Annotated in this window: 15 protein-coding genes, 2 tRNA genes and 3 rRNA genes; 7 read left to right on the top strand and 13 right to left on the bottom strand. The window is 55.1% G+C overall.

The features are described 5' to 3' along the window. Positions 1-14 precede the first annotated feature (14 nt). Complete coding sequence (locus U738_RS00185; RefSeq protein WP_035576450.1) at positions 15-527, bottom strand: hypothetical protein; 513 nt, start codon at positions 525-527, stop codon at positions 15-17. A gap of 34 nt (positions 528-561) precedes the next feature. Further along, entirely contained in the window at positions 562-1,056 is a 495-nt protein-coding gene (locus U738_RS00180) for a tetratricopeptide repeat protein (protein WP_035576449.1), read from the bottom strand. A gap of 245 nt (positions 1,057-1,301) precedes the next feature. Here U738_RS00180 and U738_RS00175 point away from each other — a divergent pair, with 245 nt between their 5' ends. After that, a complete protein-coding gene (locus tag U738_RS00175; RefSeq protein ID WP_035576448.1) occupies positions 1,302-2,333 on the top strand; it encodes an NADP(H)-dependent aldo-keto reductase in 1,032 nt (343 codons plus the stop codon). Positions 2,334-2,455: 122 nt separating this feature from the next. Beyond that, positions 2,456-3,235 (top strand): peroxide stress protein YaaA, encoded by a 780-nt coding sequence (yaaA, locus tag U738_RS00170; protein ID WP_035576447.1) that lies wholly within the window; start codon positions 2,456-2,458, stop codon positions 3,233-3,235. 14 nt (positions 3,236-3,249) lie between these two features. On the opposite strand, the gene U738_RS00165 is transcribed toward yaaA, so the two are convergent. From U738_RS00165 to lldD, 8 genes are all read right to left on the bottom strand, one after another. Next, positions 3,250-3,825: an isochorismatase family protein gene (locus U738_RS00165; protein WP_035576446.1), complete on the bottom strand. Its 576-nt coding sequence runs from the start codon at positions 3,823-3,825 to the stop codon at positions 3,250-3,252. Positions 3,826-3,939: 114 nt separating this feature from the next. Then, complete coding sequence (locus tag U738_RS00160) at positions 3,940-4,128, bottom strand: hypothetical protein (RefSeq protein WP_035576445.1); 189 nt, start codon at positions 4,126-4,128, stop codon at positions 3,940-3,942. Positions 4,129-4,381: 253 nt separating this feature from the next. Continuing rightward, positions 4,382-4,497, bottom strand: a 5S ribosomal RNA gene (gene rrf, locus U738_RS00155). 155 nt (positions 4,498-4,652) lie between these two features. Continuing rightward, positions 4,653-7,543: ribosomal RNA gene (locus tag U738_RS00150) — 23S ribosomal RNA — on the bottom strand. 260 nt (positions 7,544-7,803) lie between these two features. Then, positions 7,804-7,879 (bottom strand) — tRNA-Ala (locus U738_RS00145). A 187-nt stretch (positions 7,880-8,066) separates the two neighbouring features. Next, positions 8,067-8,143, bottom strand: a tRNA-Ile gene (locus U738_RS00140). A 114-nt stretch (positions 8,144-8,257) separates the two neighbouring features. Further along, a 16S ribosomal RNA gene (locus U738_RS00135) occupies positions 8,258-9,790 on the bottom strand. The 16S, 23S and 5S rRNA genes sit together here with 2 tRNA genes alongside, the layout of an rRNA operon. 451 nt (positions 9,791-10,241) lie before the next feature. Beyond that, on the bottom strand, positions 10,242-11,396 hold the full coding sequence (gene lldD, locus U738_RS00130; protein WP_035576444.1) for an FMN-dependent L-lactate dehydrogenase LldD: 1,155 nt from the start codon (positions 11,394-11,396) through the stop codon (positions 10,242-10,244). A 274-nt stretch (positions 11,397-11,670) separates the two neighbouring features. Here lldD and U738_RS00125 point away from each other — a divergent pair, with 274 nt between their 5' ends. Genes U738_RS00125 through U738_RS00115 form a run of 3 tightly spaced genes read left to right on the top strand, consistent with a single transcriptional unit; the run spans position 11,671 to position 15,738 of the window. Further along, positions 11,671-12,444: a GntR family transcriptional regulator gene (locus tag U738_RS00125; RefSeq protein ID WP_035576443.1), complete on the top strand. Its 774-nt coding sequence runs from the start codon at positions 11,671-11,673 to the stop codon at positions 12,442-12,444. Further along, positions 12,441-14,363: a sensor histidine kinase gene (locus U738_RS00120; RefSeq protein WP_035576442.1), complete on the top strand. Its 1,923-nt coding sequence runs from the start codon at positions 12,441-12,443 to the stop codon at positions 14,361-14,363. Before U738_RS00125 ends, U738_RS00120 begins: the two co-directional genes overlap by 4 nt. After that, the gene (locus tag U738_RS00115; RefSeq protein ID WP_035576441.1) at positions 14,356-15,738 is read left to right on the top strand and encodes a sigma-54-dependent transcriptional regulator; all 1,383 of its coding nucleotides are present in this window, start codon (positions 14,356-14,358) and stop codon (positions 15,736-15,738) included. The genes U738_RS00120 and U738_RS00115 overlap by 8 nt, the downstream gene beginning before the upstream one ends. Here the strand turns inward: U738_RS00115 and U738_RS00110 are convergent. The 3 genes from U738_RS00110 to U738_RS00100 all read right to left on the bottom strand — a co-directional run bounded on the left by U738_RS00110 (position 15,714) and on the right by U738_RS00100 (position 18,462). Further along, positions 15,714-16,385 carry a metal-dependent hydrolase gene (locus U738_RS00110; RefSeq protein WP_035576440.1) on the bottom strand — a complete coding sequence of 224 codons (672 nt, stop codon included), beginning with the start codon at positions 16,383-16,385 and terminating at the stop codon, positions 15,714-15,716. The two genes, U738_RS00115 and U738_RS00110, sit on opposite strands and share 25 nt — an antisense overlap. A 128-nt stretch (positions 16,386-16,513) precedes the next feature. Further along, entirely contained in the window at positions 16,514-17,059 is a 546-nt protein-coding gene (locus U738_RS00105) for a gamma carbonic anhydrase family protein (protein WP_035576439.1), read from the bottom strand. A 62-nt stretch (positions 17,060-17,121) separates the two neighbouring features. Next, the gene (locus tag U738_RS00100) at positions 17,122-18,462 is read right to left on the bottom strand and encodes a sodium-dependent transporter (protein ID WP_035576438.1); all 1,341 of its coding nucleotides are present in this window, start codon (positions 18,460-18,462) and stop codon (positions 17,122-17,124) included. A gap of 229 nt (positions 18,463-18,691) precedes the next feature. Here U738_RS00100 and prlC point away from each other — a divergent pair, with 229 nt between their 5' ends. Both prlC and U738_RS00090 read left to right on the top strand, forming a co-directional pair. Beyond that, positions 18,692-20,740, top strand: coding sequence for an oligopeptidase A (prlC, locus tag U738_RS00095; protein ID WP_035576437.1), 2,049 nt, complete (start codon positions 18,692-18,694; stop codon positions 20,738-20,740). An 85-nt stretch (positions 20,741-20,825) separates the two neighbouring features. After that, a complete protein-coding gene (locus tag U738_RS00090; protein ID WP_035576436.1) occupies positions 20,826-21,077 on the top strand; it encodes a YheV family putative zinc ribbon protein in 252 nt (83 codons plus the stop codon). Positions 21,078-21,079 lie beyond the last annotated feature (2 nt).

The following is a 21,079-nucleotide window of genomic DNA, read 5'->3' as shown; positions in this document are numbered from 1 at the left end:
TTTGGGAAGCGTCACTAGCGTCCCGGGTGCTCGGTGAGCTTGCGGGTATGCTGATAGGTAAGCTGCAGCAAGCGGGCATCTTCACCTGCCCGATGGCGGTGAATCCCCTGTTCGGCGATCAGCGCTTCTTTGGTATCGCTCCAAACTGCCTGCTGATCTTCGCTAAGCAAAATCCTTAACGCCTCAAGGCGAAAACGCGGCAGCATGCCTGCGTGATGAAAGAGCAGCGACAGCCAGGTGTTGTCGTAACCCCAACTATCGCTGTACGCCTTACCCAGCTCGCGTAGCTCATCGTTCAGCCAGTGGGCGACCTGGCGTACCGGGTAGCCCTCCTGAATGAGGCGATCACGGGAGATACCATGCAGCAGTTCGGCCTTGGGATCCCAGTGCGTCCACTCTTCCAGCGGTTGAATGAGAAAAGCACAGCAGCTTCCGTCGGCACGTGCGATGCCGACTTCAATCGGGTAGCTGCCACGCCCAAATCCGGACGCTTCAATATCTAGTACTGTGGGTAGCGTCTCGGACACAACCTTCCTCACTCAATCAAAACGCGGTAACGCTTCATGCGGCGGCCACGTTATTTAGTGTCTGCTGTTCCGCCTGTCGCTGCCAGTAAGCCGCTCGTTCGCCGTCCACCGCCAAGCCTAACTCACCCAGGCGATAAGCACGGGCAAGTCGCTCCGCCGCTAGATAGTGCCCCGACTGAGCGGCACGGGCGTACCACGTGACCGCGTAGTCTTCGCGGCGCGGGTATTGAGCACAGCCGTGCTCGTGGATTTGTGCCACCTGGTACTGTGACTTTACATCCCCGGCATGCGCCGCTTCCAGAACGTACCGCGCACCGCGCGCTTTGTCCTGGGGCGTCTGACTGCGATGAAACAACATATGGCCATAAACAGAGAGCGCGTCAGGGTGACCCGCCTCTGCACAGCGCTTGAATAAGCGCATCGTTAAACGCTGGGTGCGCGGCGAACGCGGCAACAACCAGTGATTATGGAACAGCCGTTCAGCTAGGCGAAATTCTAGCCGAGTAAATAACGTTGATGCCTGCAGCATGGCAAACCACCCTGCCTGTCTGTTGGAACCTTGGGCCAGCAGTCATGAAATAGCTGCCAACCACACGAGAAACCGGCCTTTAGCCGGTCGATGGGCTGGCAAGCATACGCCTGCCTTTGCGACGACTCAACCCCATTAATTTGCTGCTTTCCCAGAGCCTCGCTAACATGCCCTTCACAGGCCGTAAACCATCCTGGTTATGGCAGCTTATCTTGTGGCAATTTCGCCTTAGCAAGGAGAGAAAAATGCAAACGCGCCCACTTGGCAGAACCGGCATGGAGGTAAGTCGACTCTGCTTAGGCACGATGACGTTTGGCGAGCAAAATAGCGAAGCCGAAGCCCACGAACAGCTCGACCGGGCAGTGGCTTTTGGCATCAACTTTATTGATACCGCAGAAATGTACCCCGTCCCGCCCATGGCCGAGACCCAGGGCCTGACGGAACGCTATATCGGCAGTTGGCTTAAGCAGCGCGGCGCCCGAGACGATCTCATCATAGCCACCAAAGCCGCAGGCCCAGGGCTTGACCATATACGGGGTGGGCCGCGCTTAACCCGTGAACATATTCATCAGGCCATTGACACCAGTCTAGAGCGTTTGAATACCGATTACGTTGACCTTTACCAACTGCACTGGCCAGACCGGCAAACCAACTTCTTTGGCAAGCTGGGCTACGTGCATAGCGAAGACGAAGACGCGACGCCGCTAGAAGAGACGCTTGATGCGCTGAAAGAGCTGGTTGATGCCGGCAAGGTGCGGGCTATAGGGCTCTCTAATGACACCCCCTGGGGTGTGATGCGCTCATTGCAGCTTGCCGATAAGCTGGATTTACCGCGCGTGGCGTCTATTCAAAATCCTTATAACCTGCTTAACCGCTCTTTTGAAGTCGGCTTGGCGGAAATTGCCCACCGTGAAGATGTCGGCCTACTTGCCTATTCACCGCTAGGGTTTGGGGTACTCTCTGGTAAATATCTGAATGGCGCGCAGCCACCCAAAGGTCGTTTGACGCTGTATGAGCGCTTCAAGCGTTACACCTCGCCCGAAGCCGAGGCGGCCACCCAGGCTTACGTTGCGCTTGCTGAAAAGCACGAGCTAGACCCTGCACAAATGGCGCTGGCGTTTGTTAATTCACGCAGCTTTTTAACCAGCAATATCATTGGTGCCACCACAATGGAGCAGCTGGAAAGCAATCTTGCCAGCGAGAGCCTCAAACTGGATAACGAAGTGCTAGAGGCAATCGAAGATATTCACCGCCGCATGCCGAATCCCTGCCCTTAAGCGGCTGCTGAGCTCCGCCTATAGGCAGTAAGCGGCTCTGCCAGAACTATCGAAGCTATAGCCTCGGCCTTGGCCGAGGCTTGGTATACTACGTTCACTTATGATGGCCCTAGGAGCATGCGATGCTGAGCGTTATCTCTCCCGCTAAAACGCTAGATTTTGAAACCCCACCGACCACAGAGCAGGTGACACAACCTGACTTTCTAAAACACAGCCAAGCGCTGATCACTATTTTGCGCGACTACTCGCCCCAGCAAATCAGTGAACTTATGGGCATCAGCGATAAACTGGCGGGGCTGAATGCAGCGCGCTTTGAGGAGTGGCGCCCCCCTTTCACGCTGAGCAATGCCAAACCTGCTGCGCAGGCGTTTCAGGGCGACGTTTATACCGGCCTGCAAGCGGAAAGCTTCAGCGAAACAGAGAACCGTTACGCGCAATCCCACCTGCGCATACTCTCTGGCTTATATGGCCTGCTACGGCCTCTGGATTTGATTCAGCCCTATCGGCTAGAGATGGGCACCAAGCTGTCCAACAGTGCCGGTAAGGATTTGTATGCCTACTGGAAGCCTATACTAACGCCTGCGCTCAATGAGGCCATTGCTGAAAGCGGCTCTGACGTGCTGGTGAACCTCGCTTCTAATGAGTACTTCAAAGCGGTAGATATCCAGCAACTCAATGCCAGAGTCATTACGCCGGTGTTTAAGGATGAGAAAAACGGCACCTTTAAAATCATCAGCTTCTACGCCAAAAAGGCCCGCGGGCTGATGAGCGCCTGGTTGATTCAGCAACAGGTCAACGACCCAGAGCAACTCAAGGCATTCGATGTAGCAGGCTATCGTTTCGATGCCTCGGCATCCGAGGGGGATACCTTCGTTTTCGCTCGCAAGGAGAGTGATCGCTAGAGCGAGGCGAACAGCTAGAAGAAACGTACGGGGCGAGCCGAACGTGGCTTTAAAAACCGCTGATGTGCCTCTTTAAATAGCGCAGTGTCACAGCGGTGTAGCCACTCATAAGCCACCATGTCTGCCGTCACCGCCACAGCACCGCTTGCGCAAGCGCGCTCACGGGCAAACGCAGCCTCTTGCGGGCGGCGGCTGGCAGATGCGTCACACAGCCAATACAGCTCATAGCCTGCCGCTAATAGCCCCAGACCCGTTTGCAGTACGCAGATATGCGCTTCTGTTCCACACAGTACGATCTGCGTTTTTCCCGTTGCGTTTAGCGCTTCACCAAACGCAGCTTCCGCCATGGCGCCAAAATGCTGTTTTTGCCAGAGCTGATAGTCATTCAGGCAAGCAAGTAGTGGCATTGAGGTGCCGCCCAGCTTTTCTGGAGACTGCTCAGTTAGCCATACAGGTACCTCAAGCAAGCACGCCATTTCGCCTAGCCAAGCCGCCTCGTTAACGGCTTCTTGACCACCATCGATCACAGGCAGTAACCCCGCTTGGAAATCGACCATTAACAGCAAACTTTTATCGCGTTGTAGTAGCACGCTGCCACCTCATTTTTTATCGTTATATAGGCTAACCATAATAGACGCGATACAAACAATAAAGCAGCCGCTTTTAGCGACTGCTTCGGTTAACTCATCAAGCAAATGCTCGGCCTAGTTCTCGGCCGCCTCTTCCATATCTTCGCCGAGCTCTTCCATGCTCTCCCCGGCATCTTCTGTAGCATCATCAATGTTTTCACCCGCTTCTTCAGCCGGCCCTTGATCATCACAAGCGATCAATCCGCCTGCCATCAAGGCCATAAATAGGGCGATTGCTAACTTCTTGGCTACTTGCGTCGTCATACCGTTTCTCCTCCTGAGATTTTACTTCTGGGTACGTGCAGCATAATACTAGATGCTGCTTGGCAACAATACCATGCCGAATGCACAAGCTATTGTTATATCTGGAATAAAATACCTGGAAATCGCGTTGAGGTGTGAGGTGTGAGGTGTGAGGTGTATCATTTTCTACTCACGATTTACCCCTTACGCCTCACCCAACACGCAAAAAAAAATCCCCCAAGGCATCAGCCCTGGGGGATTTTTCGTAATAAGTGCCTGACGATGACCTACTCTCGCATGGGGAGACCCCACACTACCATCGGCGCTAAGCGGTTTCACTTCTGAGTTCGGCAAGGGATCAGGTGGTTCACGCGTGCTATGGTCGTCAGGCGTAACTGTTAATGTACATCATGCTGACTAGCGTTTTTGCTATCTTGTGATCGTCTCATTGCCTGTCGCCCTGGCGTTATGTCGCTTGGGCCACACGCTGCGTATCCGGCTTTGAATGTTGCGTCATCATCACGACCAGACCCCTTGGGTGTTATAGGGTCAAGCCTCACGGGCCATTAGTACACGTTAGCTCAACGCCTTGCAGCGCTTCCACACCGTGCCTATCAACCAGCTGGTCTCGCTGGGCCCTTCAGGAGGCTCTAGGCCTCAGGGATGTCTCATCTTGAAGGGGGCTTCCCGCTTAGATGCTTTCAGCGGTTATCCCGTCCGACCATAGCTACCCGGCAATGCCACTGGCGTGACAACCGGAACACCAGAGGGTCGTCCACTCCGGTCCTCTCGTACTAGGAGCAGCCCTTCTCAAACATCCAACGCCCACGGCAGATAGGGACCGAACTGTCTCACGACGTTCTAAACCCAGCTCGCGTACCACTTTAAATGGCGAACAGCCATACCCTTGGGACCGACTTCAGCCCCAGGATGTGATGAGCCGACATCGAGGTGCCAAACACCGCCGTCGATGTGAACTCTTGGGCGGTATCAGCCTGTTATCCCCGGAGTACCTTTTATCCGTTGAGCGATGGCCCTTCCATACAGAACCACCGGATCACTAGAACCTGCTTTCGCACCTGCTCGACGTGTCTGTCTCGCAGTCAAGCACCCTTATGCTCTTGCACTCAATGCACGATGTCCGACCGTGCTGAGGGTACCTTCGTGCTCCTCCGTTACTCTTTAGGAGGAGACCGCCCCAGTCAAACTACCCACCACACACTGTCCTCGATCCGGATAACGGACCTGAGTGAGAACGCCAATGATGCCAGGCTGGTATTTCAAGGTTGGCTCCACCCGAACTGGCGTCCGAGTTTCAAAGCCTCCCAGCTATCCTACACAGGCAACATCAGCGTCCAGTGTGAAGCTATAGTAAAGGTTCACGGGGTCTTTCCGTCTAGCCGCGGGTACACCGCATCTTCACGGCGATTTCAATTTCACTGAGTCTCGGGTGGAGACAGCGTGGCCATCATTACGCCATTCGTGCAGGTCGGAACTTACCCGACAAGGAATTTCGCTACCTTAGGACCGTTATAGTTACGGCCGCCGTTTACCGGGGCTTCAATCAAGAGCTTCGCCTTGCGGCTAACACCATCATTTAACCTTCCGGCACCGGGCAGGCGTCACACCCTATACGTCCGCTTGCGCGTTAGCAGAGTGCTGTGTTTTTAATAAACAGTTGCAGCCACCTGGTATCTTCGACCGGTTCGGGCTAGGAGAGCAAGTCTCTTCACCCTACGCCGGCGTGCCTTCTCCCGAAGTTACGGCACCATTTTGCCTAGTTCCTTCACCCGAGTTCTCTCAAGCGCCTTGGGATTCTCACCCTGACCACCTGTGTCGGTTTGGGGTACGGTCGCACATGATCTGAAGCTTAGAGGCTTTTCCTGGAAGCGTGGCATCAGTGACTTCCTGACCGTGGTCAGTTCATCTCGTGTCTCGGCCTTGAAAGGGTCCGGATTTACCTAAACCCTCAGCCTACTCACTTTCACCAGGACAACCAACGCCTGGCTCACCTAGCCTTCTTCGTCCCCCCATCGCAACCATGTCCGGTACGGGAATATTGACCCGTTTCCCATCGACTACGCCTTTCGGCCTCGCCTTAGGGGCCGACTCACTCTGCTCCGATTAGCGTCGAACAGAAACCCTTGGTCTTCCGGCGAGGGAGTTTTTCACTCCCTTTATCGTTACTCATGTCAGCATTCGCACTCGTGATACCTCCAGCAGACTTCTCAATCCACCTTCATTGGCGTACACGACGCTCCTCTACCGCTCATCCCAAGGATGAACCCGTAGCTTCGGTACCTGGTTTAGCCCCGTTACATCTTCCGCGCAGGCCGACTCGACTAGTGAGCTATTACGCTTTCTTTAAAGGATGGCTGCTTCTAAGCCAACCTCCTAGCTGTCTGAGCCTTCCCACATCGTTTCCCACTTAACCAGGATTTCGGGACCTTAGCTGACGGTCTGGGTTGTTTCCCTTTTCACGACGGACGTTAGCACCCGCCGTGTGTCTCCCACGCGTTACTCACCGGTATTCGGAGTTTGCCTCGGGTTGGTAAGTCGGGATGACCCCCTAGCCGAAACAGTGCTCTACCCCCGGCGGTACTACGTGAGGCGCTACCTAAATAGCTTTCGAGGAGAACCAGCTATCTCCGAGCTTGATTAGCCTTTCACTCCGATCCACAAGTCATCCAAATCTTTTTCAACAGATCCTGGTTCGGGCCTCCAATTGATGTTACTCAATCTTCACCCTGCTCATGGATAGATCGCTCGGTTTCGGGTCTATATCCAGCGACTGTGTCGCCCAGTTAAGACTCGGTTTCCCTACGGCTCCCCTATACGGTTAACCTCGCCACTGAATATAAGTCGCTGACCCATTATACAAAAGGTACGCAGTCACAGAACAAGTCTGCTCCTACTGCTTGTACGCACACGGTTTCAGGATCTATTTCACTCCCCTCTCCGGGGTTCTTTTCGCCTTTCCCTCACGGTACTGGTTCACTATCGGTCAGCCAGGAGTATTTAGCCTTGGAGGATGGTCCCCCCGTCTTCAGTCAAGGTTTCTCGTGCCCCGACCTACTCGATTTCACATGATCAGATTTTCGACTACGGGGCTATCACCCGCTACGGCCAGACTTCCCAATCTGTTCGCCTAATCAGTCACATGCTTAAGGGCTGGTCCCCGTTCGCTCGCCGCTACTAGGGGAATCTCGGTTGATTTCTTTTCCTCAGGGTACTTAGATGTTTCAGTTCCCCTGGTTCGCCTCGTACACCTATGTATTCAGTGCACGATACTCATCTTATGATGAGTGGGTTTCCCCATTCAGAGATGTCCGGGTCACAGGTTGTTGCCACCTCACCGAACCTTATCGCAGGCTACCACGTCTTTCATCGCCTCTGGCTGCCTAGGCATCCACCGTGTGCGCTTCATTGCTTGACCCTATAACCCGAAGGAGTCTGGACTCGCAATGATCACGTTTCATTTTGCCGGATACGCTGACGCGTATCACAATTTAAGACCACTTCTTGCGAAGTGTTCTTGTCAGCATGATATACATTGTTAAAGAGCAACTGTTCAATGAACAGTGATAAAGCGGCATTCTGTAGCTATAACAACACTTATAGCGACTACAGCGCAGCGACTTATCAATGGTCACGAAACGTTCACAAACGGTATTTAAGTTAAAAAGTAGTACTAAATGGTGGAGCCAAGCGGGATCGAACCGCTGACCTCCTGCGTGCAAGGCAGGCGCTCTCCCAGCTGAGCTATGGCCCCATTAATACATAACTTTTCCGGGAAATTTTATTCAGAACAAGGCATTTTATGGCGAAGCATAGCCTGACTATGCGAGTCATAAAATAACGCAGTGCTGAATAAAATATAATTTGTGTGAGACTAGGCGCTTCAGTGCGACGCATAGCCTGCTATGCGAGTAGTGAAGCAACGACGTATCACGCAAATTTGGTGGGTCTGGGCAGACTTGAACTGCCGACCTCACCCTTATCAGGGGTGCGCTCTAACCAACTGAGCTACAGACCCGGCTATTCAGCCATTACAGATCTTGAGAACCTGTAGCAACTAAATTAACTACCGTTTGCTCTATCTTTGATCAGGTAATTCATTGTGGACGCTTACCGACTGTGACGCATCGTTTAAGGAGGTGATCCAGCCGCAGGTTCCCCTACGGCTACCTTGTTACGACTTCACCCCAGTCATGAACCACACCGTGGTGATCGCCCTCTTGCGTTAGGCTAACCACTTCTGGTGCAGTCCACTCCCATGGTGTGACGGGCGGTGTGTACAAGGCCCGGGAACGTATTCACCGTGACATTCTGATTCACGATTACTAGCGATTCCGACTTCACGGAGTCGAGTTGCAGACTCCGATCCGGACTGAGACCGGCTTTAAGGGATTCGCTGACTCTCGCGAGCTCGCAGCCCTTTGTACCGGCCATTGTAGCACGTGTGTAGCCCTACCCGTAAGGGCCATGATGACTTGACGTCGTCCCCACCTTCCTCCGGTTTGTCACCGGCAGTCTCCTTAGAGTTCCCACCATTACGTGCTGGCAAATAAGGACAAGGGTTGCGCTCGTTACGGGACTTAACCCAACATTTCACAACACGAGCTGACGACAGCCATGCAGCACCTGTCTTACAGTTCCCGAAGGCACACCAGAATCTCTTCCGGCTTCTGTAGATGTCAAGGGTAGGTAAGGTTCTTCGCGTTGCATCGAATTAAACCACATGCTCCACCGCTTGTGCGGGCCCCCGTCAATTCATTTGAGTTTTAACCTTGCGGCCGTACTCCCCAGGCGGTCGACTTATCGCGTTAACTTCGCCACAAAGTGCTCTAGGCACCCAACGGCTGGTCGACATCGTTTACGGCGTGGACTACCAGGGTATCTAATCCTGTTTGCTACCCACGCTTTCGCACCTCAGTGTCAGTGTCAGTCCAGAAGGCCGCCTTCGCCACTGGTATTCCTCCCGATCTCTACGCATTTCACCGCTACACCGGGAATTCTACCTTCCTCTCCTGCACTCTAGCCTGACAGTTCCGGATGCCGTTCCCAGGTTGAGCCCGGGGCTTTCACAACCGGCTTATCAAGCCACCTACGCGCGCTTTACGCCCAGTAATTCCGATTAACGCTTGCACCCTCCGTATTACCGCGGCTGCTGGCACGGAGTTAGCCGGTGCTTCTTCTGCGAGTGATGTCTTTCCTACCGGGTATTAACCGATAGGCGTTCTTCCTCGCTGAAAGTGCTTTACAACCCGAGGGCCTTCTTCACACACGCGGCATGGCTGGATCAGGGTTGCCCCCATTGTCCAATATTCCCCACTGCTGCCTCCCGTAGGAGTTCGGGCCGTGTCTCAGTCCCGATGTGGCTGATCATCCTCTCAGACCAGCTACGGATCGTTGCCTTGGTAAGCCATTACCTTACCAACTAGCTAATCCGACATAGGCTCATCCAATAGCGGGAGCCAAAGCCCCCTTTCTCCCGTAGGACGTATGCGGTATTAGCCTGGGTTTCCCCAGGTTATCCCCCACTATCGGGCAGATTCCTATGCATTACTCACCCGTCCGCCGCTCGTCAGCGGGTAGCAAGCTACCCCTGTTACCGCTCGACTTGCATGTGTTAGGCCTGCCGCCAGCGTTCAATCTGAGCCATGATCAAACTCTTCAGTTTAAGATCTATGCGGTTCTTACCCGCCACTCGAAAGTGACAGAAGCGAACCAAACTTGGCTCAAGGTTCAAACGAATTCATTCAAAACAGATCCCAAAGGACGAATCCTTTAAAACCTTATTGCTTGAGTCGCTTGCCTTGATATTTGGTGATTTGTCACCAACGCCAGCAAGCGCCCACATGAATTACCTGATCAAATTGTTAAAGAGCTGTTTCGCTGTACTTGACTGGCTAACCGTTGAACTGGCTTGCCGCAGCGAGGAAGGCGTATTCTACGCATTTCCTGGCGGTTGTCAATATGCGACTCTCAAAACCGCTAACTCGTTGACAAACCAAAGGTTTTCACCTTCATTCACCGCTGGAAACGCTTAGCGTCCCCGGCAGCGGATGCGTACTTTACGGTTTCACTGACGGGTTGGCAAGGGGTTTTTAAAATTAAAAGAATCAGTACTCTTATCCAAGGTGGCGGATCGAATCTGGAACCAGCGAGTCCGTACCAAGATCAGCAATGCTATGCGCTCCGGTGAGCGTCATTGCAACCCGCATCTCTTTTTCGAATAGCTCAAGCAGATGAGTCACCCCGGCCTCTCCAGCAGTGGCAAGCGCATAGATGAAAGCTCGCCCAATCAATACGGTGTCAGCCCCCATGGCGATCATCCGCACCACGTCGAGCCCGCTGCGCACGCCGGAATCGGCCAAAATGGCCAAGTCACCCTTTACCGCATCGGCGATAGCAGGCAACGCACGTGCAGTAGAGGGAACACCATCGAGCTGGCGGCCACCATGGTTGGAAACAACAATACCATCCGCACCGAAGCGAACCGCATCACGGGCATCCTCGGGGTCAAGTATGCCCTTAATGATCATAGGGCCATCCCATTGCTCTCTAATCCACTCCAAATCCTTCCAGGAGATGGACGGATCAAAGTTATCACCCAGCCAGGCAATATAGTCCTCAAGCTCCGTTGGTTTACCGCGATAATCAGACACGTTACCCAAATCATGAGGACGACCATGGATACCCACGTCCCAAGCCCATAAAGGATGTGTTGCGGCCTGAAGCATGCGCCTCACTGGCCCGCTCTTTCCGCTCATACCAGAATGAGCATCGCGATAACGCGCACCAGGAACAGGCATATCAACGGTAAAAATCAGCGTCTTGACGCCAGCAGCCTTGGCCTTCTCCAGCACATGCTTCATAAAACCCCGGTCTTTCAGCACATAGAGCTGAAACCAGATGGGCCGATCAATTGCCGAAGCCACCTCATCAATAGGGCATACCGATACCGTCGACAGCGTAAACGGTATACCTTTATTAGCCGCTGCCCGCGCCGCCTGCACTTCCCCGCGCCTGGCGTACATACCCGCCAGCCCCACCGGCGCCAGGGCAATCGGCATGGCAAGCTTTTCACCAAACAGCTCGGTTTCAAGTGACAGCGACGACATATCCTTCAGCACACGTTGGCGCAATGCGATGCTGGCAAGATCCTGAACATTATGGCGCAGCGTATGCTCCGCGTAGGATCCACCGTCGGCATAATGAAAAAGAAAGGGAGGTATACGACGCTTGGCGGCTTGGCGGTAATCCGTAGATGCTGAAATGATCATGAGGAGCCCTATGCGATGGATGCGCTAAACACTGACGCTCCAAAGTGGAAAATTGGTTTTACCAATTTACAAAAAATTAGCATTAACAGTAGTGAGCCACCCTAAGCGTGTCAAACAGTGATAACGATTAAAAGCGCTATACTTTAGTTTAAATGCACTACCAACAAACATTACAAACGCCAAAGCTCATCCTTCAGACGCTTGAGATCGACTTCCAAAGCTTTTAATATTGGTCTTACCAATTGCGGACGCTAATCGACATGAGCTATTAAATATGAGCTACCCACCGCTCCGCCAACAGCGCTTGGCCGATGTTATTACCGAGCGCTTAGAAGCCATGATGCTGGAAGGCAGCCTAAAGCCAGGCCAGCGCTTGCCCCCTGAACGTGAGTTAGCCGAACGCTTTGGCGTCTCGCGCCCCTCTTTGCGGGAAGCCATCCAGAAATTAGCCGCGCGAGGCTTACTGACCAGCCGCCAAGGCGGCGGCACCTTTGTTAACGACGACCTCAGCAATGGGTATACCGACCCGCTACTGGAAATGCTTTCCCGTCACGGCGAATTTAACCTGGATCTACTTGAATTTCGCGATGCCATGGAAGGGATATCCGCCTACTACGCTGCGCTACGCTCCACACCTGCTGATAAGGCCGTCCTGATCCAGCGCTTTGAGGAACTCGACGGCGGCTTTGCCGGGGCGGATCCTATCCAAGAAGCTAAGCTAGATGCAGCCTTTCACCTAGCGATTGCTGAGGCCGCCCACAATGTCTTGCTGCTACATACCATTCGCGGCATTTTCCACCTGTTGGAAAAGAGCATTGTGAATAACTTGGCTCACTTGTTTGCCAAGGAGGGTTCGCGAACCCAGCTTATGCAGCAACACCGAGCCCTGCTCAACGCCATCTTGGAAGGACGGGCAGAAGACGCCCGTGCTCGCGCCCATGAACACTTGGTATTTGTTGAAGAAGGCCTACTTGAGATGGCAAAGGCTGAGACACGGGCTCAGCGCGCCCTTCGCCGTGCCCAAGGCAGTGGTAAGACGTCGGCATGAACAGCGCTGCTGGCATCAACAGCCAAGCGCCGGCCCCTTTACCGCCACGCTGGCGACGCCTATGGCTGGTGCTCATTGCACTTGGCTTACTATTTTGTATGTGGCAGGCCGCCCAATTAGCCCGTGAACAAGCGCTGTCTAACTTACAGGACGAAGCGGAAAATGAGCTTCGCCTGTCTGCCGCCAACTTAAACGGCTATTTGTTACGTTATGACTACTTGCCACAAATGCTTGCCACCCGGGAAGGCGTGCAGCGTTTTTTGGCCTCTCCCGATAACCAAGACCCAATGCCCCTGAACATGCTGCTGGATCGTTTCCGTTTTACAGCGGGGGTATCGGACGTCTATTTACTCAATCGCGATGGTGACACGGTCGCCGCCAGTAATTGGCATCGACCCAACACCTTTATAGGTCAGAACTATGCATTTCGCTCCTATTACACCGATGCCATTGCCGGGGGCCAGGGGCGTTTTTTTGGCTTAGGCATCAAGTCGCTTGAGCGGGGCTACTACTTTTCGTCCCCCGTGTGGCTAGACAACACCTCGCCCGATGCGCAGCCAGACGGCGTGCTAGTGGTTAAAGTACTGTTAGATGACGTTGAAGAGAGCTGGGCAGAGCAAGATGCCGAGCTCTTTGTCACCGATAGTGACGACATTATCTTTATGGCCAGCCACCCCGAGCTGCGCATGAACGCACTCTACCCGCTCACCGATGAGCAACGCCAAAGCCTGCGGGCAACACGCCGCTATGCCATGGAGCCGCTGACGCCTTCGGGCATCGAAGTCGATGCGCCTTACCGGCAGGGCAGTCAGTTGGTCAGTTTCTCCCAGGGCCCGCTAAGCAACGGCGACTACCTTAGCCTGACCCGGCATATCCCCGAGTTTGGTTGGCAAATGCATATTTTAAAGCCGCTAACGCCGGTGATAAGCGCCCAATGGATCGCCGCCCTTATGGCAGGTGGTCTTTACGGCGTGGTCACTCTCGGTGCGGGCATTGGCTGGCAGCGCCTGAGGCTGCGCCGAGAGCGTGAAGCGTTCGCCGAGCGGGAGCGCAACACCTTGGCACGCGTTCGTGATGAATTAGAGGTCAGCGTGGAACGCCGCACCCGAGACCTAGTGGCCAGCAACCAACGCCTTTCGGATGAAATTGAAGAGCGCCGCCGCGCTGAAGCCAACCTACGCCAGACCCAGGATGAGCTGATTCAAGCGGCCAAACTCGCGGTACTGGGGCAACTTGCTGCGGGCATTAACCATGAGCTTAACCAGCCACTGGCGGCTATTCGCGCCTACGCTGAAAACGCCCGTCGGTTTATGGAACTGGCCCGCCACGACAAGGCGGATGCCAACCTTGAACAGATTGTTGAGCTAACCGAACGGATGGCGGATATCAGCGCGCAGCTGCGCCAGTTTTCGCGTAAGAGCAGCGAGCGCCAGGAAACTATTTCGGTACAAGCCTGTATCGACTACGCCCTACGCCTATTTCAAAGCCGCCTGCGCGAAGGCAATATCACCATTGTTCAGGATTGGCCTGCTGAAACGCTATGGGTCAAAGGTGACCTAGTACGCCTGGAGCAGGTATTGGTGAATTTAATCGGCAATGCGCTGCAGGCGATGAAAAGCGTACCTGCCCCACAGCTTACCCTGGGCGCCCATAGCCACCAGCAGCAGGTCATTATTAGCGTTAGCGATAATGGCCCCGGCATCCCCGAGGAGCACTTAGGGCAGATTTTTGAACCCTTTTTTACCACCAAAGCGCCGGGGAGTGGTTTAGGCCTGGGGCTCTCGATTTCGTCGCGTATCATGGACGATTTAGGCGGCAAGCTGCAGGCTTCTAATCAGCCCGATGGCGGCGCCAGCTTCACCATTACCCTGCCCCACTCACCGTTAACCCACCCTCAGGAGATCCCCTCTTATGCATGAGCCGTCGACGCTGCCGGTCATGGTGATCGACGACGAACCGCATCTGCGGATCACCGCCAGCCAAACCCTCGAACTTGCCGGCTATACGCCCTACTGCTTTGAATCCGCAGAACAAGCGCTGGCGGCGTTGACGCCTGACTTTCCGGGGGTCATTGTCAGCGATATTCGCATGCCGGGGATGGATGGCATGGCGCTGCTCCATGAGCTACACAGCCGCGACGCCACTCTGCCGATTATTTTAATCACCGGACACGGCGATATTTCCACAGCCGTAGAAGCCATGCGCGCCGGGGCCTGGGATTTTCTCGAAAAGCCGTTTGCCGGTGATCAACTGCTGGATGTGGTGCGCCGGGGCATTGAGAAGCGCCAGCTCAGCTTGGAAAACCACCGTCTTAAAGCCGAGCTGGAGGTGCAGCAAGCCGCGCTAGGGCCACGACTGGTGGGCCGCACACCGATCATTTCGCGGCTGGCCGCCATGATTCAGCGCATCAGCCAAGTCGAAGCAGATGTACTGCTGTTTGGTGAGACCGGCACCGGTAAAGATCTGGTTGCCCGTGCCATTCACGAACGCAGCGGGCGGCGTAACAGCCCCTTTATGGCGATTAACTGCGGCGCGGTGCCCGAGAACACCATAGAGTCCGAGCTGTTTGGCCACGAAAAAGGCGCCTTCACAGGTGCCGTCGAACGGCGCATCGGCAAGTTCGAGCACGCTAACGGTGGCACGGTGTTTTTGGATGAAATTGAGTCGATGCCCATGGCGCTGCAAGTCAAACTGCTGCGGGTACTGCAAGAGCGCAGCGTCGAGCGGCTAGGCGCCAATGAAACCGTGCCGCTCAATATCCGCGTGATTGCAGCCACCAAGGTGGACCTCAAAACCGCGTCAGAGGAAGGACATTTTCGTGAAGACCTTTACTACCGGTTAAACGTCGTCACCCTGCCATTGCCCGCCCTGCGTGAAAGGCGGGAGGACATTCCCTTACTGTTCCAACACTTTGCCGTGGTCGCTGCTAACCGCAGCGGACTGGAAGCGCCGACCCTCGATAGCCCTGCAATTGCCGCTCTGCTGGCCCATGACTGGCCCGGCAACGTGCGCGAGCTACGCAACCTTGCCGAGCGCTACGTGCTGCTGGGCGCTGCCTTTGACTATCGTTTGGATGCGCTTCTGGAAGGGGTCAACGCTGATACCGAAGAGCCGACTCTGCCGCGCCAGGTAGAGCTGTTTGAAAAGAGCCTGATCAGCCAATCGCTGTCGCGCTACCATGGCCGGGTAACCGACGTCTGCCGCCACTTGGGCATTCCACGCAAAACGTTTTACGACAAGCTTAAAAAGCATGGTCTCCATGCCGATGACTATCGCCACAGCAGCGAGCCCTGATGCAGCAACTCGCCCAGCACCGACCAGGGCGGCGCCCAAGGCACCAAGGTCAGTGTCGCAATCAGCATTAGCAGATTGGACATTGGCCGACGGCTATCGCCTAGCTTAAGCGCCGTTCCAAACGAGCGCTTAAGCCGCGCGCCTTCAAGGTCAACGCTGTATATCTCATCCAAACTCAAGTGGATCAAAAACCCTACCAAGGTGGCAGCACCGTGAGACCAAGCCAGCCACGCTGGCTGGTTGAGTAAATTAAAACTTAGCGCAGCGGTGAGCAGACTACATAGTCCACCCGCTAGCAGCGAGTGCCAAATACCACGGTGTACGGTAAAGCGCGAGAACAGCACCCCCGCCAAATAGCGCACGCTAAAATAGATCCCACCGCAGGCAATCAACAACGCTCCCGGCGTCAACCATGGCTGCAGCAACAGGACGCCCAACACCAGAGCGGGCACCGAAAGAAGATTGAATATCAAGCGGATAGAATGGGATCGATCGGCATCAATATCGGGCAAAATCCCCCCGAACGTGACCAGCGCAATCATCACCACCGCCTGGGAGGGCGGCCACCATTGGCCTTTCCAGCCTGCGTAAGCTACCAGCATGCCGCCCGCCGCTGCCACCGTAATATGCGTGCGAAAATTAGCCATGACGCGGCATCCCAAAGTCTGCAAAACAGAAAACTGTATAAATTAACAGACTTTTGCCGTCCGCGACATGGCTAATAAAGAAAAAAGGTTGCTAGGCCAACCGCTTAGGGTTGATTTAGCTAAGGCACCTAAAGGGAGGATTCAGCCAGAAAGCGATCTTTTAATTTAACGTAGTTGCCTGCGGTGTAAGGGAAGAAGGCACGCTCTTTATCTTTCAGTGGGCGCAGCGCTTTAGCCGGATTACCGGCATACACATAGCCACTTTCCAAATGCTTACCCGGCGTTACCACGGCGCCCGCGGCAATAATCACCTCGTCCTCAACGACCGCGCCATCCATCACAATCGCGCCCATACCGACAAGAATCCGGCTTCCCAGGGTGCAGCCATGCAGAATCGCTTTATGGCCGATGGTGACATCATCACCAATGGTGAGCGGAAAACCATCCGGGCTGAAGTCACTGGCATGGGTAATATGCAGCACGCTGCCATCCTGCACGCTGGTACGTGCGCCGATGCGAATGCGGTGCATATCACCACGGATCACTGTCATCGGCCACACGGAGCAGTCGTCGCCCAGCACCACGTCACCGATGACCACACTGGCCGGATCAATATAAACGCGCTCGCCCAATTGGGGCTCCATACCTTGATAGCGCCGTAATGCACTGCTCATAACTTGCTCCTGAGATGTCGGATGGAAAACGGAGACATTGATCAACTCACTATAGCAATTCGTTAAAGCAACCCCGCCAATAGAACAATAAAGGTCAGCGGAATCGACACCCAGCGGATGATATTGCGCCACACCAAATAACCACTTTCACCCACACCTAACGCGCTCACCACCTTCTCACGGGGCATTACCCAGGCCGCGAAAATCGCGATCAGCAGCCCGCCCAGGGGTAGGAAAACATCCGGCGGTATACTGCTGACTAGCTCGAAGACATTGCGCCCAAATAGCGGCCGAAACTCCGCCAGCGTTGAAAAAGAGAAGGCTGATAGCAGCCCGATCAACCAGACGCTGAGCGCCACGATCGCCGTCGAGATACTGCGCCGTAGCCCCAAGCCCTGCAGCGTGGCGACCATCGGCTCCGCTAGGTTAATCGCCGATGTCCAAGTGGCCAGCAGCAGCAATAAAAAGAACACGCTTAACCACACAGAGCCCCACGGCAGCTCAGCGAACGCAATCGGCAGGGTGACAAACATTAACCCTGGGCCGTCGGTGGGATCCATCCCTTGGGCGAATACCACCGAGAAAATAGCGATCCCTGCCAGTAACGCCACGCTAATATCAAGCACCGCGACCGCGACCGCGGCTTTAGGCAGGCTTTGCTCTTCCGGCATATAAGCGCCATAGGCCATCAAGGCACAGGCCCCTACCGCCAGAGTAAAGAACGCATGGCCCATGGCATGCACCACCACTGAGGGGGTCAGCGCCTCGAAAGAGGGCAGGAATAACCACGCTAACGCTGGCGCAAAACCATCGGTGGTCGCGGCATAGCCCGCCAATAGCAGCAATAGTAGATAGAGTAGCGGCATCAGCAGGTTATTGAGCCGCTCAAGCCCCTTGGCGACCCCCGCCGCGACAACTGTCATGGTCATAAACAGAAACAGCGAGTGATTGAAGATCAGCAGCCCTGGGTTGGCTAAAAAAGCCTCGAAACCAGCGCCAATTTCAGCGGCACTCGCACCATTGAAGTTGCCGTTAACAGACGCGACCAAAAACTCAATCGACCAACCCGATACCACCGAGTAGAACGACAAGATGCAGAAGACGGTGAATGCCCCGAACAACCCCAGCCAACGCCAGTGGGGCGATGCGCCAGCCTCGGCTGCCAGGGCACCCAAGGCTTGCATCGGCCCCCGCCGGCCGGCGCGGCCAATCAGGATCTCCGCCATCATGACTGGGATACCCAGCAGCAGCACAAACGCCACGTAAATCAGCAGGAACGCCGCACCGCCGTTCTCTCCCGCCACATAAGGGAAGCGCCAGATGTTGCCTAACCCCACCGCAGCACCTGTTACCGCCAAGATAAAGGCCCGTTTCGACCCCCAGCGCTCCAGCGTCTCGCTCATCACATGCTCCTGCCATTGGTGGCATTAAAAGGCGGCAAGACTAGCAGGCACTTGCGCGCAGGCCAAACCCTGAGATTAAACCTAACATTGTGTCCCGCATTGAACGTCGCATTAAACCCAGTGTTGAACCTAGTATTGAAACACGGCTTAACCGCCCGCACTGTGTCATTATTGTTGCGTGTTTTTGCGCTCCCTAACGATCTTAAAAATGTTGCCAATCGAGGTACCCATGTCCACCAATCCGCTGCTTGAAACGCACGAGCTCCCCCCTTTTGCCCAGATTCGCGCTGAGCACGTGGAGCCTGCCGTGGACACGCTGCTAAGCGAAAGCCGCGAGGCCATTGATCACCTCGCCGAACAAGCAGCCGCCACCCCGCCCAGCTGGGACAATTTTGCGGCCCCCCTTGAAGCGGTGAATGATCGGCTCACCAAGATGTGGTCCCCTGTTTCTCACCTCAATGGCACCATGAACTCGCCGGAAATGCGCGAAGCGTACCAGGCATGCCTTGAGAAGCTCTCCGACTTTGGCACCTGGGTAGGCCAACATGAAGGCCTGTTCCATGGCTGGCAAGCGTTGAAAGATGGCCCCGCATGGGAGCACCTGGAGGCCGCCCAACGGCGTACTGTAGAGAACGCCCTGCGCGATTTCCGCCTGGCCGGCGTTGACCTACCCGCCGATAAGAAAGCCCGCTATGGCGAAATTCAGTCACGGCTTTCCATGCTATCCAACCAGTTCTCCAATAACGTGCTAGATGCCACCCAGGCATGGCACAAGGATATCGATAGCCAAGAAACATTAGCGGGGGTGCCGGAAAGTGCTCTCGACACCCTGAAAGCCACCGCCGAGGCCAAAGGCGTGCCGGGCTATCGCATTACCTTAGACTTCCCCAGCTTCTTTCCGGTGGTGAGTTACGCCGATAACCGCGAGCTACGCCGCGAGGTGTATACCGCCTTCGTTACCCGTGCCTCTGATCAAGGCCCGGATGCGGGCAAGTTCGATAACGCAGAGATCATGGAAGAGATCCTGGCGCTACGTAGTGAAATGGCCCAGCTGCTGGGTTTTGTCACCTACGCCGATTACTCGTTGACCACCAAGATGGCGGACTCTCCCGAGCAGGTGCTCGATTTTCTCAACGACTTGGCCCGCCGTGCGCTGCCTCAAGCGAAGGAAGAGTTTGCTGAACTCAGTGACTACGCCCGAGACGAACTAGGCCTAGAGACGCTGGAGCCGTGGGACGTTGCCTATGCCAGTGAAAAGCTGCGCGAAGCGCGCCATTCGATCTCCCAAGAACAGCTACGCCCCTATTTTCCGGCCCCCCAAGTGGTCGATGGTCTGTTTCAGGTCGTTGAACGTCTATACGGCGTGCGCTTTGCAGAAGATACCCAGGCGCCTCGCTACCATGATGACGTGCGCTATTTCCGTATCACCGAAAATGGCCAGCCGATTGCCGGTTTTTATCTCGATCTCTACGCCCGCGAAGGCAAGCGCGGTGGCGCCTGGATGGCCGACTGTCGAGTACGCCGCCAAACGGAGCAGGGGCTGCAACTGCCGGTCGCCTTTCTTACCTGCAACTTCACTGCCCCGGTAAGTGGCCGCCCTGCACTGCTCACCCACGATGAAGTCACTACCCTGTTCCATGAGTTTGGCCACGGCCTGCACCATATGCTAACCCAGCAGCAGATCGCCGATATTTCCGGCATTAACGGCGTCGCCTGGGATGCGGTCGAGCTACCCAGCCAGTTTATGGAAAATTACTGCTGGGAGCGTGAAGGCTTAGATCTACTCGCCAAGCACGTAGATACCGGCGCACCGCTACCTGCAGAGCTTCTTGAGCGCCTGCAGTCAGCCAAGAATTTTCAGTCGGCCATGGGCATGATGCGCCAAATCGAGTTTTCGCTGTTTGACCTGCGCTTACACCATGAGCTTAGCGCCCCCAGCGCCAGCGATGTTCAAGCGCTGCTGGATGAAGTGCGTTCAGCGGTCTCTGTGCTGCCGAAAGTACCGTTCAACCGCTTCCAGAATAGCTTTGGCCATGTGTTTGCGGGTGGCTACGCGGCCGGTTACTACAGCTACAAGTGGGCGGAAGTACTGTCAGCCGATGCCTGGAGTGCCTTCGAAGAGGCTGGGATTTTCGATCCCGAAACAGGCCAACGCTTTCGCAGCGAAATTCTTGAGCAGGGCGGCGCCCGCGATGCCGCCGACCTGTTTGTCGCCTTTCGGGGCCGTGAGCCGAGCGTTGAGCCACTGCTGCGCCATAGCGGCATTCGCGCGGCTTAATGCGCTTTCAAGCACGCTTTTAAACACTTTCTTCATGCGCGGCGTCTTTTGTGAGCGCCGTGTATGAAGAACCTAGGAGTCTTTCATGTCGACTATTAAGCGATTTATCGCCGGTGTTACCTGCCCCAGATGTGCGGCGATGGACCGTGTCCGCGCCTGGGAGCAAAACGGTATTCGCTACCGGGAATGCGTCAGCTGCGATTTCTTCGAGCAACTACCCATTGAGGAAGACGCACTTACCGAAATGACCACCCGGGTCAATCAGGTACGCGATGATCAGAAGCAGCAGGATGTGCAGCCCGTGCGCATTCTAGATCCAGGTAAACCCTCGCGTTAACA

This window comes from Halomonas sp. TG39a (assembly GCF_000744395.1).
GTDB classification, from domain to species: domain Bacteria; phylum Pseudomonadota; class Gammaproteobacteria; order Pseudomonadales; family Halomonadaceae; genus Vreelandella; species Vreelandella ventosae_B.
Note: the sequence above shows the minus strand (reverse complement) of the source record. Positions and strands in the feature narration are given on the sequence as shown.

Excerpts from the sequence above, each read along its gene's own strand:
- U738_RS00180 (WP_035576449.1), bottom strand. The coding sequence starts at position 1,056 with ATGCTGCAGGCATCAACGTTATTTACTCGGCTAGAATTTCGCCTAGCT.
- U738_RS00115 (WP_035576441.1), top strand. The coding sequence starts at position 14,356 with ATGCATGAGCCGTCGACGCTGCCGGTCATGGTGATCGACGACGAACCG.
- U738_RS00175 (WP_035576448.1), top strand. The coding sequence starts at position 1,302 with ATGCAAACGCGCCCACTTGGCAGAACCGGCATGGAGGTAAGTCGACTC.
- U738_RS00110 (WP_035576440.1), bottom strand. The coding sequence starts at position 16,385 with ATGGCTAATTTTCGCACGCATATTACGGTGGCAGCGGCGGGCGGCATG.
- yaaA (WP_035576447.1), top strand. The coding sequence starts at position 2,456 with ATGCTGAGCGTTATCTCTCCCGCTAAAACGCTAGATTTTGAAACCCCA.
- U738_RS00105 (WP_035576439.1), bottom strand. The coding sequence starts at position 17,059 with ATGAGCAGTGCATTACGGCGCTATCAAGGTATGGAGCCCCAATTGGGC.
- U738_RS00120 (WP_035576442.1), top strand. The coding sequence starts at position 12,441 with ATGAACAGCGCTGCTGGCATCAACAGCCAAGCGCCGGCCCCTTTACCG.
- U738_RS00160 (WP_035576445.1), bottom strand. The coding sequence starts at position 4,128 with ATGACGACGCAAGTAGCCAAGAAGTTAGCAATCGCCCTATTTATGGCC.
- lldD (WP_035576444.1), bottom strand. The coding sequence starts at position 11,396 with ATGATCATTTCAGCATCTACGGATTACCGCCAAGCCGCCAAGCGTCGT.
- U738_RS00125 (WP_035576443.1), top strand. The coding sequence starts at position 11,671 with ATGAGCTACCCACCGCTCCGCCAACAGCGCTTGGCCGATGTTATTACC.
- U738_RS00100 (WP_035576438.1), bottom strand. The coding sequence starts at position 18,462 with ATGAGCGAGACGCTGGAGCGCTGGGGGTCGAAACGGGCCTTTATCTTG.
- prlC (WP_035576437.1), top strand. The coding sequence starts at position 18,692 with ATGTCCACCAATCCGCTGCTTGAAACGCACGAGCTCCCCCCTTTTGCC.
- U738_RS00090 (WP_035576436.1), top strand. The coding sequence starts at position 20,826 with ATGTCGACTATTAAGCGATTTATCGCCGGTGTTACCTGCCCCAGATGT.